11 protein-coding genes and 2 pseudogenes are annotated in these 15,695 nt (G+C 69.6%); 7 read left to right on the top strand and 6 right to left on the bottom strand.

Features of this window, described 5'->3' with window-relative positions:
* From B073_RS42280 to B073_RS0135645, 6 genes and pseudogenes are all read left to right on the top strand, one after another.
* A pseudogene (locus B073_RS42280) lies at positions 1-317 on the top strand (12-oxophytodienoate reductase); the annotation flags it as partial.
* Positions 318-592: 275 nt separating this feature from the next.
* Entirely contained in the window at positions 593-2,446 is a 1,854-nt protein-coding gene (locus B073_RS0135665; protein ID WP_018542846.1) for a glycoside hydrolase family 35 protein, read from the top strand.
* A gap of 671 nt (positions 2,447-3,117) precedes the next feature.
* Positions 3,118-3,234, top strand: a pseudogene (locus tag B073_RS44950) (VOC family protein); the annotation flags it as partial.
* Between the two features lie 30 nt (positions 3,235-3,264).
* Positions 3,265-3,714 carry a DUF523 domain-containing protein gene (locus B073_RS0135655; protein ID WP_026248037.1) on the top strand — a complete coding sequence of 150 codons (450 nt, stop codon included), beginning with the start codon at positions 3,265-3,267 and terminating at the stop codon, positions 3,712-3,714.
* 236 nt (positions 3,715-3,950) lie between these two features.
* The gene (locus B073_RS0135650) at positions 3,951-5,195 is read left to right on the top strand and encodes a cytochrome P450 family protein (protein WP_018542843.1); all 1,245 of its coding nucleotides are present in this window, start codon (positions 3,951-3,953) and stop codon (positions 5,193-5,195) included.
* A gap of 536 nt (positions 5,196-5,731) precedes the next feature.
* Complete coding sequence (locus B073_RS0135645; RefSeq protein WP_018542842.1) at positions 5,732-6,934, top strand: erythromycin esterase family protein; 1,203 nt, start codon at positions 5,732-5,734, stop codon at positions 6,932-6,934.
* 251 nt (positions 6,935-7,185) lie between these two features.
* Here B073_RS0135645 and B073_RS48935 read toward each other — a convergent pair whose 3' ends face one another.
* The 3 genes from B073_RS48935 to B073_RS0135630 all read right to left on the bottom strand — a co-directional run bounded on the left by B073_RS48935 (position 7,186) and on the right by B073_RS0135630 (position 11,533).
* Complete coding sequence (locus B073_RS48935) at positions 7,186-9,312, bottom strand: alpha/beta hydrolase (RefSeq protein WP_018542840.1); 2,127 nt, start codon at positions 9,310-9,312, stop codon at positions 7,186-7,188.
* A gap of 272 nt (positions 9,313-9,584) precedes the next feature.
* Positions 9,585-10,403: a TSUP family transporter gene (locus B073_RS0135635; RefSeq protein ID WP_234025248.1), complete on the bottom strand. Its 819-nt coding sequence runs from the start codon at positions 10,401-10,403 to the stop codon at positions 9,585-9,587.
* On the bottom strand, positions 10,400-11,533 hold the full coding sequence (locus tag B073_RS0135630) for a threonine aldolase family protein (protein ID WP_234025247.1): 1,134 nt from the start codon (positions 11,531-11,533) through the stop codon (positions 10,400-10,402). Before B073_RS0135630 ends, B073_RS0135635 begins: the two co-directional genes overlap by 4 nt.
* 70 nt (positions 11,534-11,603) lie before the next feature.
* Between B073_RS0135630 and B073_RS0135625 the strand changes: the two genes are divergently transcribed.
* Positions 11,604-12,560 carry an alcohol dehydrogenase catalytic domain-containing protein gene (locus tag B073_RS0135625; protein WP_026248036.1) on the top strand — a complete coding sequence of 319 codons (957 nt, stop codon included), beginning with the start codon at positions 11,604-11,606 and terminating at the stop codon, positions 12,558-12,560.
* Here B073_RS0135625 and B073_RS49165 read toward each other — a convergent pair.
* The 3 genes from B073_RS49165 to B073_RS0135610 form a co-directional block, all read right to left on the bottom strand.
* Positions 12,506-13,033, bottom strand: a complete 528-nt coding sequence (locus B073_RS49165) for a hypothetical protein (protein WP_026248035.1) — start codon at positions 13,031-13,033, stop codon at positions 12,506-12,508. The genes B073_RS0135625 and B073_RS49165 overlap by 55 nt on opposite strands.
* A 141-nt stretch (positions 13,034-13,174) precedes the next feature.
* Positions 13,175-14,512: an MFS transporter gene (locus B073_RS0135615; RefSeq protein ID WP_018542835.1), complete on the bottom strand. Its 1,338-nt coding sequence runs from the start codon at positions 14,510-14,512 to the stop codon at positions 13,175-13,177.
* A gap of 274 nt (positions 14,513-14,786) precedes the next feature.
* Complete coding sequence (locus tag B073_RS0135610; RefSeq protein WP_018542834.1) at positions 14,787-15,641, bottom strand: oxidoreductase; 855 nt, start codon at positions 15,639-15,641, stop codon at positions 14,787-14,789.
* Positions 15,642-15,695 lie beyond the last annotated feature (54 nt).

Below are 15,695 nucleotides of genomic sequence, written 5' to 3'. Positions count from 1 at the left end.
CCCGCCGCTACTGGCTCCCGGAGTTCGAGGACTCGGACCTCAACCTGGCGGGCTGGACCAAGAAGCTCACCGGCCGGCCCACCATCACTGTCGGCTCGGTCGGCCTCGACGGCGACTTCCTCCGCGCGTTCGCGGGCGAGGGCGCCGCGGTCGGCAGCATCGACAACCTCCTGGAGCGCCTGGAGCGCGACGAGTTCGACCTGGTCGCCGTCGGCCGCGCCCTGCTCCAGGACCCGCAGTGGGCGGCCAAGGTCCTGGAGGGCCGCTTCGAGGAGCTCAAGCCGTACGACGCGGCGGCCCTGAAGTCCCTGAGCTAGCCGGACCTGCCGGCCGCGTATGACGGCGCATGACGGGAGGGCACCGGTCTCGCCGGTGCCCTCCCGCCGTTTCAGATCAGGCTGGCAACGTCCGTGGACGTTCTCCTGTACGTACCCGCCCCCGCTCCCGTCCCCGCCCTAGCCCGCGTCAGCATGTGCGGCTACGAGCCCTTGTGTTCGTTGCTGTTCTGCACAACACTCTCGATGCACAGAAACGCTCACCATTGAACATGCCCGAGCTTGTGCGGCGACCGGTCGAGTCGAGGAGAGCAGACATGACGCACTTCAGCCGACGTGGATTCCTGAGCGCCGCCATGGTGGGAGCCGCGTCCCTGGGCGCCCCCCTGGTCGACCGCCGTAGGGCCCTCGCCCAGGCCGACAACCCGCGGGGACTCACCCTCCGCGGTAACGAATTCCTGCTGGACGGCAAACCGTTCCGTATCCTCTCGGGTGCCTTCCACTACTTCAGAACGCACCCCAAGGACTGGCGCGACCGGCTGATACGGATGCGGGCCATGGGCCTGAACACGGTGGAGACCTACGTCGCCTGGAACTTCCACCAACCGTACGAGAAGCAGGTCGACTTCACCGGATGGCGCGACGTCGCCGCGTTTGTACGGACCGCGGACGAGGTCGGACTGAAGGTGATCGTGCGACCGGGACCGTACATCTGCGCCGAATGGGATTTCGGCGGCCTGCCCGCCTGGCTCCTGAAGGACAAGAATGCGCCGCTGCGCCGTTCCGACCCCGCATACGAGCGAGCGGTCGACGCCTGGTTCGCAGAACTGCTGCCCCGATTCGTCGATCTGCAGGCCACCCGCGGCGGGCCCATCATCGCCCTACAGGTCGAGAACGAGTACGGCAGCTACGGCAATGACCACGCCTACCTGGAACACCTGAGGGACACCATGCGGGCGCAGGGCATAGACAGCCTGCTGTTCTGTTCCAACGGAGCCACTCCGCAAGCGCTGGAGGACGGCAGCCTCCCCGACCTCCTGTCCACCGTCAACTTCGCCGGGGACCCCACCGGCCCCTTCGCCGAACTCCGTGAATTCCAGCCGGACAAGCCGCTGTTCTGCACCGAGTTCTGGGACGGCTGGTTCGACCACTGGGGAGAGCACCACCACACCACCGACCCGGCGCAGACCGCCGCCGACGTGGAAAAGATCCTCGAAGCAGGCGGGTCGATCAACCTTTATATGGCGGTGGGCGGAACAAACTTCGGCTGGTCCGCCGGTGCCAATCTCAGCGGCAACGCCTATCAGCCCACCGTCACCAGCTACGACTACGACGCTCCGATCAGCGAATCCGGCGAACTCACCGAGAAGTTCCACAAGGTGCGCGAGGTGCTCGCCAAATACGCCACACTGCCCACCACGCCCCCGCCGGCCACGCCGCGCCGGATGCCGCCCCAAAGGGTCGTTGTCCGTGAGTCGGTGCCGTTGATGGATGCCCTCGATGTGCTGAGCGACACCCCGGTGCGGCGCACCAGCCCCGTCCACATGGAGGCCCTCGGACAGCCGCACGGACTGATTCACTACCGCACCCGGGTGCGCGGGCCGCAGGGGACCAGGGACCTGAGAGTCACCGGGCTGGGCGACCGTGCGCTGGTGTTCGCCGACGGCAGGCGGATCGGTACCTTCGACCGCAACCAGCCGGACCACTCGATCGACTTCACTGTGGCCGGCGCGTCCAGCGCCCTCGACCTCCTGGTGGACCCCACCGGGCGGGTCAACTTCGGCCAGGGCCTCAACGACCCCAAGGGCATCAGCGGAAGGGTACTCCTCGACAACGAAGAACTGCATGACTGGGAGATCCGCCGACTGCCCCTGGACGCTCTCTCGGCCCTGAAATTCACCGACGGAGACACCCCGACCGGCCCCGCGTTCCACCGGGCCCGGCTTCACGTCGACGCCCCCGCGGACAGCTTCCTCGCCTTCCCGGGCTGGGACAAGGGCTTGGTCTGGCTCAACGGATTCGCGCTCGGCCGCTACTGGTCCCTCGGGCCCCAGGTCACGCTGTACGCACCGAGCCATCTATGGCGCAAGGGACGGAACGAACTCGTCGTACTGGAGATGGAGCACACGGGGGAGCAGATCGAAGTACGGTCTGCGCCCGATGTCGGCTGAAGGCGCACTCCGTCGCATCCGGCCTGGAACCCCGACCGTGCGGCAATGGCAGGGGCGGCTGGAAGACTGGGTTGCAGGTGGTGGATCTGCGGGCCGCACGCCGCGCGCACTGCAACGGAGGGAACGGCCCACCGCTCGACCTACGTTACCGGCCGTTAATCTCGTCGTTGATCAACACATGACGAAACCTCGCATTGTTCTCGCAGCGGCTGCTCTTGCCGTGTCCGCTACCGCACTCATCGCGCCGGTTGCCAACGCTGCCCCTGCACCGGGGGCCGGTGCAGCAGCCGACGCAGACCCGCAGATGTGCCCCTCCTGGTCGCAGGCGGGCTGCACTGTGGCGACGACTTTCGGCAAGGCCCTACACACCGTCCGGGACCTCTACGACGGATCAAGCTATTCCGAAACAGAGGACTCGGCCTGATCGACCTGCCGCCCGGACGTGCCCGCCGCGGGGCGGAGCCAGCCAACCTCCGACTTGGACGTCGTAGGTTCAGAAACCGGTCCCTGGTGTCGTAGGGGCCGACATCAAGGGCGCAGGGCCAGTGGTGGCCCCCGGGGTGTGGGTACCGTGGCTGGTGTCGTAACAGATGGCCGGAGCGTGCCTGCCAGGCTCCGGCCATAGTCGTGTCACGAGGCAGGCGAGCCGGCAGGGCGGGCGAGCTGTCTGTGTGCTGGGCTTCGTGAAGAAGCGCGACGTCCCGCTGGGCGAAGCCCGTTGGCTGACCGTCGTCTCGACGGAAGATCCCGACGGGACCGAACTGCTGCTGGAGCCCAGGCAGACGCCACCATCCTGCCGTCGCGGCTAACCTGGCGGTATGGAAGCAATCCTGGTCAGCGCGTGCCTGCGCGGGGTGCCGTGCCGGTTCGACGGGCGTCATAAGGCGTCGCCGGAGATGGCGGCGGCGGTCGCTGGTCGCGAAGTCGTCTCCTTCTGCCCGGAGGTCGCCGGCGGGCTCACGACACCGCGACGGCCTGCGGAGCTGGTGGGCGGCGACGGACACGACGTCCTCGACGGGACGGCGCAGGTCGTTGAGGACACCGGGCGTGACGTGACGGCGCAGTTCGTGGACGGAGCGCAACGCGCACTGGCGGCAGCGCAGAGCGGCGGATGCACTGAGGCCCTGCTGATGCCACGCAGTCCCTCGTGCGGACGCGGTGAGGTCTACGACGGATCGTTCGCCGGCGAGCTGGTGCCGGGAGACGGCGTGACGGCGGCGCTGCTCGAGCGGAACGGCATCGCCGTGCGGCCCGCACCCGGAGTATGAGGATGCGCTGCGGACGCTGCTGCGGCACCCCGCGCCGGTGACCCGGTTACTGCCGGACCTACGGCGTGCGGGCGAAGCAGCCCCGATGGCCGACGGGCTACTGGAGCAGCGCCGGCCAGGCATGGGGGAGGGCCGAGGCGAGCGGGTCGGGTGTTGTGGGGTTCGCACAGTTGCGCCTTGCCAGGTCTGACCACGACCCCACCGCCGTGGCCATGTGTCTGCGCAACCATGAGCGGGTGCGACTCGATCCTGCGGCCCCCGCCTTCTCCTACGACCCCTATCCGTACTACGGGCGACTTCGCGGCCAGGGGCCGGCCGCTCGGGTCGAGTTGGCGAACGGCACGCACGCGTGGCTGGTCACGGGCTACGAGCACAGCCGCGCGGTGCTCGCCGACCCGCGCTTCTCGAACGTGCCGCCGCAACGCGCCGGTCGCCCCAAGCCAAGCTCCCCGGCCCAACGCGCCCGAGCCTGCCTGGCACAGCACATGCTCAACGCCGACGCCCCCGACCACACCCGGCTGCGCCGCTTGACGGCCGCCGCGTTCGCACCACCTCGCGTCGACGCACTGCGGCCGAGGATCGAGCAGCTGGCAGCCGGACTGGTGACGGAGCTGACGGGTCGGCTGGGCGCCGGCGAGACTGTCGACCTGGTCGACAGTCTCGCCTTTCCGCTGCCGATCCTGGTGATCAGCGAGGTGCTGGGCGTGCCGGAAGCCGACCGTGCGGGGCTTCGGGAGTGGACCTACCGTGTCGGCTCGCCCGCCGACGCGCTGCCCCAGGGCGCCGTGGACGAGGCATGGGTTCTGCTGCACACGTATGTCACATCACTGATCGCCGAGAAGCGGCAGACGCCGGGCGAGGACGTTTTCAGCGCACTGGTCCACAACTCGGCCGAGGACGGTCTGGACGACGGCGAGTTGCTTGCCATGGCCTTCCTCCTGCTCTTCGCGGGTTACGAGACGACGATGAACCTTCTCGCCTCGGCCTCGCTGCGACTGCTCACACACCCCGGCGAACTGACGGCCGCCCGACGGGCTCCCGGCAGCCGTTGGGCCGCGGTGGTGGAGGAGACGCTGCGGTACGACAGCCCACTGGAGGGGGCAACCTGGCGGCGCGCGGCCGAGACGGTGGACCTCGGCGGCGGTGTGGAGGTGCCGGCCGGGGACTCCGTCCTGGTCGTGCTGGCGGCAGCGAACAGGGACCCCGCACACTTCCCGGACCCCGACGAGTTCCGGCCTGCGCGCCATCTCGCCGGGGCCGACGGCAAACGAGCCGCCCCGCACACCGCGTTCGGCCACGGACCGCACTTCTGCGTCGGGTCACGGCTGGCTCGAATGGAGGCGGCGATCGCGCTTCCCCTGCTCTTCGATGCGCTTCCCGACCTCCGTCTCGCTGCCGACCCGAAGGACCTGCCGTACCGCCCGGGCCTGCTCGTCCGCGGGCCTCGTCGCCTTCCGGTCACCACCGCCCAGGCAACGTAAGGGCTGCGCGATCCACCTCGGCGCCAGGTCGCCGGTGCAGATGAGCAGGACGGCGGGGATGCCACCGGCCTGCTTCCGCCTGTCTGCCGCCACCCGCCTGGTTCCTGCGCCAGGTAAGTCAGAGTCGAAACTCCGTGGTCACCCGCTCAGCGACTTGCTGCGCTTGCGTAAGGGCCGGTTACCTGTTCCACAGGGTGGACGGGACGTGGGAACCGGGGTGCTGTCCAGGTCGTCGGGGGGTTCCAGGTACCGATGTCGAGGAACTGCTCGGGCGAGCTGAAGCCGGGGGAGCGGGTGCCCTCGACCCGCGAGAGCACCCGGCAGTGGGGCGCCGCGATGGCGACTGCGACCAAGGTGCTGGCACCCCCGCACCGAGGCAAATCTTCCGAGGTGCCTTCGGGCCGACGCTCACGCTCGAACGGATCGTCACTGCCGCCGTCTCGATGAGTCGGTCACTGCTTTGAAGGTTTCTCTACGTGAGGCGGAAAGTATCGCGAAAAAGTTTCCACCGAAGGTTCAAAGATAGCGTTGAAGGCATGGATTTTGACATCAAGGACACTGTCCATGCCGTCGATGCTGGCTCCGTCATGAGGCTGTTCCCGGCGCGGCCGCGGTTGCTTGCCCTGGGCGAGCCGACCCACGGCGAGGACACTCTGCTCGACCTCCGCAACGAGCTCTTCCGGCAGCTCGTCGAGCAGGAGGGCTACCGGACGATCGCGATCGAGAGTGACTGTATGGGGGGCCTGGTCGTGGACGACTACGTCACCGCGGGCACGGGAACCCTCGACGAGGTCATGGAGCATGGATTCAGTCATGGCTGGGGCGCCTTCGCCGGAAACCGCGAACTCGTGCGCTGGATGCGCGACCACAACGACGGTCGGCCCGCGTCCGAGCAGGTCCGCTTCGCCGGTTTCGACGGCCCGTTGGAGATCACTGGAGCCGAAAGCCCCCGGCAGGCACTGACCGCACTCCACGGCTGCCTCTCGGCCCGGGTGGACGCGGACTTGCTCCCCTGCACCGCGGACACGCTCGACCGCCTGCTCGGCTCCGACGACCGGTGGACCAATCCCGCCGCGATGATGGATCCGGCGCAGTCCGTGGGGCAGTCGGCCGAGGCCAGGCAGCTGCGGTTGCTCGCCGACGAACTGGTGGCGGTGCTCGACGCGCAGACGCCACATCTGCTCGCGGCGACCTCGCAGGGCGATGTGGAGCGGGCGTGCCTGCACGGGCGCACCGCCACCGGCCTGCTGCGTTACCACTACTCGATGGCTGACACCTCACCGGCCCGCATGACGCGCCTGTGCGCGCTGCGGGATTTGATGATGGCCCACAACCTCCTGGCCATCTCCACCAGGGGCCCGGCACTCGTCCACGCCCAAAACTCCCACCTCCAGCGGGAGAAGAGCACCATGCAGATGTGGCAGGGGTCGGTGCAGTGGTGGAGCGCCGGTGCGCTGGTGAGCACCCGGCTCGGCGAGGGGTACGGCTTGGTGGCCACGGCCCTGGGCACGCTCAGGCACCAGGGAGTGGACACGCCGGCGCCGGACACCGTCGAGGGACTCCTGTACGCGCTGTCGAAGGACCGTTGCGTCGTCGACGCCCCGCGGCTGGCCACCGCCCTTGCCGACACGCAGCCCGCGCGGCGTCTCTCTCCCTGGTTCGGCTACGCCCCGCTCGACCCGGCACACCTGTCTGGATACGACGGGATCGTGTTCGTCAGGGACGTCGCACGGAACTAGCGCTACGGACTTCGGATCGTGAGTAAATTCTGATCGAAGTGCCGGATGACAGCGGGGTGTTGGTCGTGCCTTGTGGTGTCTGAGGTAGGCGGACCGAGGTGGGTTGACCGCTGCGGGAGGTGCCCGCCCGGTGGGTAGCCGAGCGCGGCGAGCAGACCGGCGAGGTGTGGAAGGAGGCGTCCTGGGCCGAGGCGAAGGAGCACGGGCGGTCTGCGGGGGCGCCGTAGCGGACCTTTATGGATCGCCTCGGGTCAGGGTGAGGGGAGGGTGGCGTGAAGTGGGGCGTCCCCGGCCGTTCCGGATATGGATGCGGGGGTGTTGGGGGTGAGGGTGTTCCAGGTGATGTCGATGGTGATGCCGGGGCCGGGGCCGGTGTTGGTGTCGGTGTTGGTTTCGGTGTCGGGGGTGATGGTGAGGTGTGCGGTGACGGTGCCGTTGGTCTGGTCCCATGTGGCGGTGCCGTTGACGGTCGCGTCAGTCACCCAGCGCACGTCGGTGAGGGTGAGGTGTGCTTGGGGAGTGCCGGTGAGGGTCCAGGTGCCGCCGCGCAGTCCGGTGTCGTGGCCGTGGGGCAGATAGCCGCTGCGGGCGAGTGCGTCGCTGAGCGCTGATGCGCCGACGGCGGCCGCGCGTAGTGCTGCAGGGTGGGCCTGGTTGCCGGGTGCGGGGGTGGCGGGGGTGGTGTCGGTGAGGTGGGTGGGGTAGTCGGTGAGGGTGGGGACGGCGGGGGTGTGCCGGGTGCAGGAGGTGTCCAGGTGATGCAGAGCGGCGGCGGGGGCGCGCAGGAACTGGCGGTACAGGGACTGTCCGCACGCTTCCGGGCCCGGCCGGGTCGCGTCGGGCATGGCGGTGATGTGAGTGAGGTTGGGGACGGTGATGAAGCGGGCGGAGGGCCCGAGTTGGGCTGCGACGCGTCGGCCGCCGATGGCGGGGGTGAGTGAGTCGAGATCGCCACCGAGGACGAGGGCCGGCACGGTGGCCGGCACCAGGGGCGGGCGGGTCGTGATGGGCATGTGGGGGCGTTGTGGAGCGGGCCAGGCAAGGCAGCCGTCGTAGGTGTTGGTGTAGGCGTTGACTGTCGTCCATTCGGCGGTGGTGAAGGGGGCGAAGGTGGCGGCGGGCTGGGCGGCAATGCGGTCCTGGAGCATGCGGGCGCGTTCGGCGCTCGGGCTGGTCATGGCGAACAGCTGCGGGTAGTCGGTGCAGGCCACGGCGAAGTACAGGGCGCTGGAGTAGTCGGGGGGTGGGAGGTTGGTGCCGTCGTGGGCGGTGGTCTGCGCGGCCAGGCGGAGCAGTGGGGCACTGTCGCCTCTGGTGAGCAGTGTCTGGGCCGCGGCTTGCAGGCTCCGGTAGATCCCAGGGTCGACTCCCGCGTCGTTGACCAGGTCTACCAGGGTGGTCACGGTGACCGTTACGGTGATGGGCTCGCCGTCCAGGTCGGTGGTGGTGCCGGTCAGTGGTGCGGTACGCAGGCGGGATGCCAGTCGGGAGATGAGGGTCCATGCGTCGGTGGAGGTGTGGGCGGCGCACTGCGGTGCGCGTCGGCAGGCGAGGGCGAACGCGGTACGGGCGGTGGTGACGCCGCTGGTGTACCAGGGGTCCAGGCCCAGGACTTCGTAGGTGGCGTCCAGCGTGAGCGAACGCAGCAGGGAGGGGTGGCGTGCGGCGAAGACCTGGGCGAACCAGCCGCCGTAGGAGTCGCCGTACAGGTCGACGCCGGAAAGTCCGAGCTGGGTGAGGACATCGGCGAGATCCTGGGTGGCATCGACGGTTCCGAAGAGCTCGGAGGCGTGGATCCAGCTGCCGTCGGGGCGGTGCCAGGTGTGATCGAGTTGGTCGCCGCAGGCGCCGACGGTCTGGGCGAAGTCGGGACCTGAGGGTTGGCCCGCGTAGTGTTCCAGGTCCGGGCAGGTGAGGGCCTGTGAGCGGCCCGTGCCGCGCAGGTCGAACAGCAGCAGGTTCCGGCTGGCGCGGAGGGGGCCGAGCATCTTCAGGTAGGCATCACGGGAGTGGCGCGTCGCCCAGCCGGGGCCGCCGTCGACGACGACCACGGTGCCCTGGGGCCGTCCGGTGGCCGGCACCCATTCGAAGCCGATGTCGAGGGTCGGACTGTCGGGATCCCGGCGGTCCAACGGGAGTGCGGTGGTTCCGCACCAGCCGGTCGGGCGCTGCGTGCACGGGGTGAGCTGGAGGGCACCGAGCCGGAGATCGGTTCTGGCTCCACGGGCGGCGGTGCGCGTGGCCGGGGTGAACATCGCTGTGAGGATCAGGGCCGCCAGGATCGCGACGGCAAGGAGACCGCGGTAGAGGGCTGCCCGGTGGATGACGGTGGAACGCGGGCAGGGACGGGGGGCGGGAGCATAAGGAGCATCGGTCATGTCGATCCTCTACGGCGGCCTCGGTGCGGCACGAGTCGATGCTGCGCGCGCTGCCGACTCGTGGAGCACGTTTTCTGGCTCATCTATGCCCGAGGAGGCGCCAACAACTCGCACTCGCAGTGGAGTTCGGACGGCGCGTGGGCTCGCCGCTGCGTTTCCGGCCGCGTGGTTCTCGGCCGCTCGAAGGTGCCGTGGAGCCTTGGATCGTGCTCGCCTGCAGCCTCGGCGGCGAGGGCGGTGCAGAGGCTGTTGGCTCCTCTGCACCGCGAGTGCTACGCCAGTGACAACTTCCACGTCACGCTGATCACCAGTCCCGAGACGACCACCAGGAAGACCTTGCGGACGAAGGCGGAGCCGCGCTTCATGGCCAGGGAGGCGCCGAGGATGCCGCCCACGAGGTTGCACACGGCCATGGCCGCACCAAGGCCCCAGAGCACCTTGCCGGCGGGGATGAAGAAGACCAGTGCCCCGAGGTTGGCGGCGATGTTGACGACCTTGGCCACGGCGGAGGCCCGCAGGAAGGCGTAGCCGATGACTCCGACGAGAAGGAACACCAGGAAGGAGCCGGTGCCGGGCGGGCCGAGGCCGTCCCAGAAACCGATGGCCGCGCCGCCCACCGCCATGGCGACCAGTTCCCCGCGGTGGCCGAAGCGGCGGTCCTCGTCCACGCCGAACTCCGGTTTGCGCCAGGTGTACAGGCCCACGACCACCAGGGCGCACAGCACCACGGTGTTCAGGACCGACTTGGGCAGGGCGGAGGCGACCGCCGCCCCGGCGACCGAGGCCGGAAAGGTCGTGGCGGCCATCTGCCCCACGGCCTTCCAGTCGAGGGGCGTCTTGCGGGCGAAGGTGACTGCCGCGGCGGAGGTGCCCACCAGGCCGACCATCTTGCTGGTGGCCAGCGAATGGACCACCGCGCCACCGGGGTTGACGAGGAGCATCGCAGGCAGCTGCAGCAGTCCGCCGCCACCCACGATGGCGTCGATCGCTCCTGCGAGAACGGCCGTCACGCAGAGGAACACCAGGGCTGCGAAGGCGACGCCACCGAATCCCGGCCAGTCGAGCGGCGTCCACAGGTCCATGTGCGTCATGGCTTCCCGGCCAGGGAGGGCTGCCGGTCGGCTACCTGGTGCAGGCGCCGTACGGCGTCGCGTACGACCGCTTCGTCCACGCCGAGACGGGCGACGATCCGGACCTGTGTGTCTGTCCAGCGGGCAACCTTGACACCGGCTTCCGCTGCGGCGGAGACGAATGCGGCGGAGGTGAGGCCGGTGCCGGAGATATCCGCGATGACCATGTTGGTCTCCGGCTCCGGGGCGGTGAACGCCGGGTTCTCGACGAGGAGTTCGCGCAGTAGCCGCGCGTGGGCGTGGTCCTCGGCGAGTCGGTCGATGTTGTGCTCCAGGGCGTACAGCGCGGCGGCCGCCATGAAGCCGGACTGGTGCAGGCCGCCCCCGTACCACAGGCGGTAGACGGAGGCCCGCTCGATCAGTTCGGCCGGACCGGCGAGAACGCTGCCGAAGGGTGCGCCGAGGGCCTTGGCGAACGAGACCGCGACGGTGTCGACGGTGGCGGCGTACTCGGCGAGCGTGGTGCCCGTGGCGACGCTCGCGTTGGGCAGCCGGGCACCGTCCATGTGCGTCGGCAGGCCCTTGGCGAGCGAGGCCGCGCGCAGGTCAGCCAGGTCCGTCACCGAAATCACGCTCCCGCCGAAGTAGTTGACGGTGTTCTCGACCCACACCAGGGACGGGGCGGAGGTGAGCCGGGCACGCCGCTTGCGGTCCACGGCCGCGTCCAGGAGGCGGGGCGTGAGGATGCCGTCCGGGCTGTCCACCGGGTTGAGCACCACACCGCACAGATCGGCGGTGGCCGCGCTCTCGAAGAAGTTGATGTGGTACTTCGCGTCGGTGATGACTTCACTGCCGCGGTCCGTGTGCACCCGGATCGCCAGCTGATTGCTCAGGGTGCCGCTGGCCGTGAAGAGCGCCGCCTCCTTGCCGAGGAGCTCGGCGCACCGGCGTTCGAGGCGTTGGGTGGTGGGGTCTCCGCCGTACAGGTCGTCTCCCACCTCGGCGTCCGCCATGACGCGGCGCATCTGCGGAGTGATGGCGCTCAACGTGTCGCTGCGCAGGTCGATCGGTGCCAGCACGGTGTCCCCTCGTTGCTCGATCCATACGCGGGCAGATGCGCTCGCGTCGTCGTGGAGGACGCTAGCGATCAACTCGGAGAATGGAAAGGGTATTTCGGATGATGGACTCGCTGTGCCGGAGCGGAGGAGTAGGTTCGTGGTCATGAGAGCAGTTGTGATCGACGGTAAGGGCACGTTCGGACTTGAGCGGCGTGCTGATCCGGTGGTCGGGCCTGGCCTGGTGGCGGTGCGGGTTCGCGCCGCGGGGCTCAACGCGGCCGACCTTCAACAGGCCAGGGGTGAGTATCCGGCGCCGCCGGGCTGGCCGGCTGACATTCCCGGGTTGGAGATCGCCGGTGAGGTCGAGCAGGTCGGTGCGGGGGTGGCGGGAGTGGGCGTCGGTGACCGGGTAATGGCGCTCGTCGGGGGTGGTGGCCATGCCGAGCGGATCGTGGTGCCTGCTGACTTGCTGCTTGCGGTACCTGAGGGGTTGCCCTGGGGAGAGGCAGCGGGTTTCCCGGAGGCGTTCAGTACCGCTTGGGACGCACTGGTGGTCCAAGCCGGGGTGCGTGCGGGGGAACGGGTCTTGGTGACCGGGGCTGCGGGCGGGGTGGGTACGGCCATGGTGCAGGTGGCCGCTGCCTGCGGCGCCCATGTCGTTGCGAGTGTGCGCCGGCGCGAACTGCATGACCGAATAAGGGAACTTGCCCCTCTCGGCAGCAGCGTGGAGGTGGTGGTCCCGGATGAGGAGGGCGAAGGCGCGCCGTATGACGTCGTTGTCGAATTGGTCGGAGGGGAGGACTGTCTGCGACGGGTTGACCTGCTGCGTACTCGGGGTCGGGTCCTTGTCGTGGGGGTCCAGGGTGGGGCGGTGGCGCCGTTGCGGATGTTCGACTTGATGCTTGCGCGGGCCCAGCTGATCGGTACCACCATTCGGGGCCGCTCGCATGCAGAGAAGTCTCTCCTCGCGGCGACGGTGCGCACATGTGTCGTGCCGCTGCTGGCTGAGGGGCGGCTTCGGGTACCTGTCGACGCGGCCTTCGGGCTGGAGCGTTACTCCGATGCCTACGCTCGACTGGCCGGCCCCGGGAAGTTCGGCAAGGTCGTCATGCTGCTTTGACGACGCTGCGCCAGGTGGTTGGCGGGCTCGGCTCCACGGTGAGCCGAGCCAGGCCGCACCTTCGCGCGGTACGAGCGGAGCTGCTTGAGGCAGTCGGCGCGACGTTCAACGCCCCTGCATTTTCGGACAGGGCGGGTTCCAACAGACCGAAGGGTGCCCACCAGGCCGGCGGCGGTCTGGACGGTGATGTCGTCGGGCTTGGCGCCGGTGGCCTCGGCGAGTGCCTGGGCGAGGTGACGTTCGCGCTGCTCGTGCAGGCCCTGCAGGCAGGTGGTCAGGGTGGGGCTGTCAGCGACCATGCGGGCGAAGTCGTGGCCGGAGAAGCCGGCGACCGGATCCTGGGCAGCCGTGGCGTCGGCGACCGCGCGGCGCAGCGCGGCCAGCGCTGATTCGCCCGGGTGCCGGGCGGCGACGGTGCGGGCGAGGGAGGTGGCGAACTCCTCCTGGTGGTCCAGGGCCAGGTCTGCTCGCATCTCATCCCGACACCGTGTTTCTGTCGCCATGTTTCTGTTGGACCGCGGAAGTGGGGCCCGCGGCCGGCAGCTTCCATCGCCGCCCGCCCAGTCACCCCCGGCCGCCGCCCCGTGTCGCGGCACCCGGGCTCGGAGCGGGCCTCACGCCTCCGCGGTCTGGTGCCTGTTTCGGGGCAGCGTCAGCGTCGTGGCTGCCGTCAGTACGAGGCCGGCGGCTGCGATCAGCATGCTCCAGCGCATGCCGGCCAGGAAGGTGTCCGCTCCTGCCAGGAGCGCTCCGAAGACGGCCACCGCGATGGCTCCGCCGACTTGGCGGCCGGTGTTGAGAAGGGCGGATGCGGTGCCTGCCCGGTTTGCGGGAACGGTGTCGAGGAGCATGGCGGTCAGTGCGGGTACGGTCAGTGCTCCGCCGAGGCCGACCGGCACCATCAGTGCGGCCACCGTCCATACGTGGGTGTGCGGGCCGACGGTGAGCAGCGCCAACAGCCCTGCCGCACCGACCAGTTGACCGGCGACCATGGGCACCCGAGGGCCGAACAGTGCGGCCAGTTTCGCCGAGGCCAGGTTCACCACGGCCACCAGTGCCGTCATCGGGATGAACAGCACGCCCGCATGCAGGGCGGACTGGCCGCGCTCCTGCTGCAGATACAGGCTGAAGATGAACACCCCGCCGTAGTAGGCGGCGTTGAGCATGAAGCCGATCACCAAGGACACCGCCACCACGCGTGAGCGGAAGAGTTGCAGCGGAAGCATCGGATGCGCGCCCCTGGCCTGTGCGGTCAGGAAGGTGGCTGCCGCGACGAGGGCCACCGACAGGGAGGCGATCACCAGCGGCTGGCCAAAGCCCTTGTCGCCGCCTTCGATCACGCCGTAGGTCAGTGCGCCCATCGCGACGACCGCCGTCACCTGCCCGGTCACGTCCAGCCGTGCGGGCAGGCGTGGCGAGGGCGGTATCCGGGTCAGCAGAGCGAGTGCCAGGAGGCCGGCGGGGAGGTTGACGAAGAAGATCCATTGCCAGCCCACGGTCGCGGTGAGTGCGCCGCCGAGGACGGGTCCGGCGGCCACTGCGACGGCCCCGCCGACGGTCCAGATGGCGATGGCCCGGGCTCGTTTGGCCTGGTCGGGGAAGCCTTGGCGGACCAGTGCCAGGGACGCCGGCATCATCACGGCCGCCGCGGCCCCCTGCACCAGCCGCGCCGCCACCAGCACACCGAGGTTGGGTGCGAACCCGCATGCGGCTGAGGCCAGCCCGAAGAGGACCAGGCCACCGCCGTATGCCTGTCGGGCTCCGATGCGGTCGGACAGGGCGCCGGCGGAGAGCATCAGGGCGGCGAAGAGCAGGGTGTATCCGTCCACGACCCACTGCAGGCCGGACATGCCGCCGCCGAGGCTGCGGCCGATGTCGGGCAGCGCGACGGTGACGATCAACGCGTCCAGCGAGATGAGGAAGAAGCCCAGCAGGGCGGCACCGAGCACCATGGGGGAACCACCCCGGGCCGCCTCCGGCGCATCGGCCACGGCGCCGGAGCCAGGCGAGGACTTGAGCGGGGAATTCAGTGGGGAATTCAATGGCGATGTCATTTAGGGCACTCCTGAGAGCGTCTTGAAGTGTGCAATCGAGCGGGGAGATCAGGGGCTTTCGCAGACCGGCCGGCCGGTAGCGGGAGCTGGTGGCGGGCGCGCCCTGGCGCGGTGACGTGGGCGGATGCCGGGCGGCGAAAGCTCCGCCGCCCGGTGTAGCGGTACGTGCCTGTCAGCCGGCTGCCGGCGTGTCGAAGTCCGTTCCCCGGGAGACCTTCTCCCACGCGGCGAGCTCGGCCCGCACCGAGTCCAGGTGTCCGACGAGGAAGTCCACCGCGTCGCCGCCGAGGGCGAGCCGCAGCGGGGTCTTCTCGGCGTCCAGGGCCAGTCGGATCGCCGCCGCGGCCTTCGCCGGGTCCCCGGGCTGCGTGCCGGCGCCGTCCTGCACCGCCTTCCGGGTGGCGCCGACCTTCTCCACGTACGCCGGGTGCTCCTCGGAGAAGTAGGCCGCGCCCTTACCGAACAGGTTGGTGCGGAACGCGCCGGGCTCCACGATCAGCACCTTGATCCCGAACGGCGACACTTCATCGGCCAGGCCCTCAGACAGCTGCTCCAGTGCCGCCTTGGTCGCGCTGTACGCGGAGAACCCGGCGAAGGACAACTGTCCGCCGAAACTGCTGATGTTCACAATGGATCCGCTGCCCCGCTCCCGCATCTGCGGAAGCAGCGCCCGGGTCAGCCGCGCCGGGCCGAAGACATGCAGCTCGAACAGGTCGCGCAGCTCCCGGTCGGTGGTCTCCTCGAACGCCCCGACCTGCGTGCGCCCGGCGTTGTTCACCAGCACGTCCACCCGGCTGTAGCGAGCCAGGACGTCAGCGGCCACCACGTCGATCCGCTCGCCGTCGGTGACGTCCAGCTCGATCGCCTCCACCCGGTCGGGGTGCGCGGCGACCAGGTCGGCCAGCGCCTCGGTCCGTCGGGCCGTGCCGATCACCGTGTCGCCGGCGGCGACCGCGGCCTCGGCGATGGCCCGCCCGAAACCGCTGCTCGCGCCGGTGACCAGCCAGACCTTGCCGTTCTCAGTCATCTCGTTCGTCTCCCCTTGTCAACTGCATCAACTGCATCAACTGCATCAACTGCA

It is taken from the genome of Streptomyces sp. MspMP-M5, from assembly GCF_000373585.1.
Taxonomy (GTDB): domain Bacteria; phylum Actinomycetota; class Actinomycetes; order Streptomycetales; family Streptomycetaceae; genus Streptomyces.
The sequence above is the reverse complement of the archived record's forward strand: the minus strand, read 5'-3'. Positions and strand labels throughout refer to the sequence as shown.

Excerpts from the sequence above, each read along its gene's own strand:
- B073_RS0135615 (WP_018542835.1), bottom strand. The coding sequence starts at position 14,512 with ATGGTGCTCGGTGCCGCCCTGCTGGGCTTCTTCCTCATCTCGCTGGAC.
- B073_RS0135645 (WP_018542842.1), top strand. The coding sequence starts at position 5,732 with ATGGATTTTGACATCAAGGACACTGTCCATGCCGTCGATGCTGGCTCC.
- B073_RS49165 (WP_026248035.1), bottom strand. The coding sequence starts at position 13,033 with ATGCGAGCAGACCTGGCCCTGGACCACCAGGAGGAGTTCGCCACCTCC.
- B073_RS0135635 (WP_234025248.1), bottom strand. The coding sequence starts at position 10,403 with ATGACGCACATGGACCTGTGGACGCCGCTCGACTGGCCGGGATTCGGT.
- B073_RS0135625 (WP_026248036.1), top strand. The coding sequence starts at position 11,604 with ATGAGAGCAGTTGTGATCGACGGTAAGGGCACGTTCGGACTTGAGCGG.
- B073_RS48935 (WP_018542840.1), bottom strand. The coding sequence starts at position 9,312 with ATGACCGATGCTCCTTATGCTCCCGCCCCCCGTCCCTGCCCGCGTTCC.
- B073_RS0135655 (WP_026248037.1), top strand. The coding sequence starts at position 3,265 with ATGGAAGCAATCCTGGTCAGCGCGTGCCTGCGCGGGGTGCCGTGCCGG.
- B073_RS0135665 (WP_018542846.1), top strand. The coding sequence starts at position 593 with ATGACGCACTTCAGCCGACGTGGATTCCTGAGCGCCGCCATGGTGGGA.
- B073_RS0135610 (WP_018542834.1), bottom strand. The coding sequence starts at position 15,641 with ATGACTGAGAACGGCAAGGTCTGGCTGGTCACCGGCGCGAGCAGCGGT.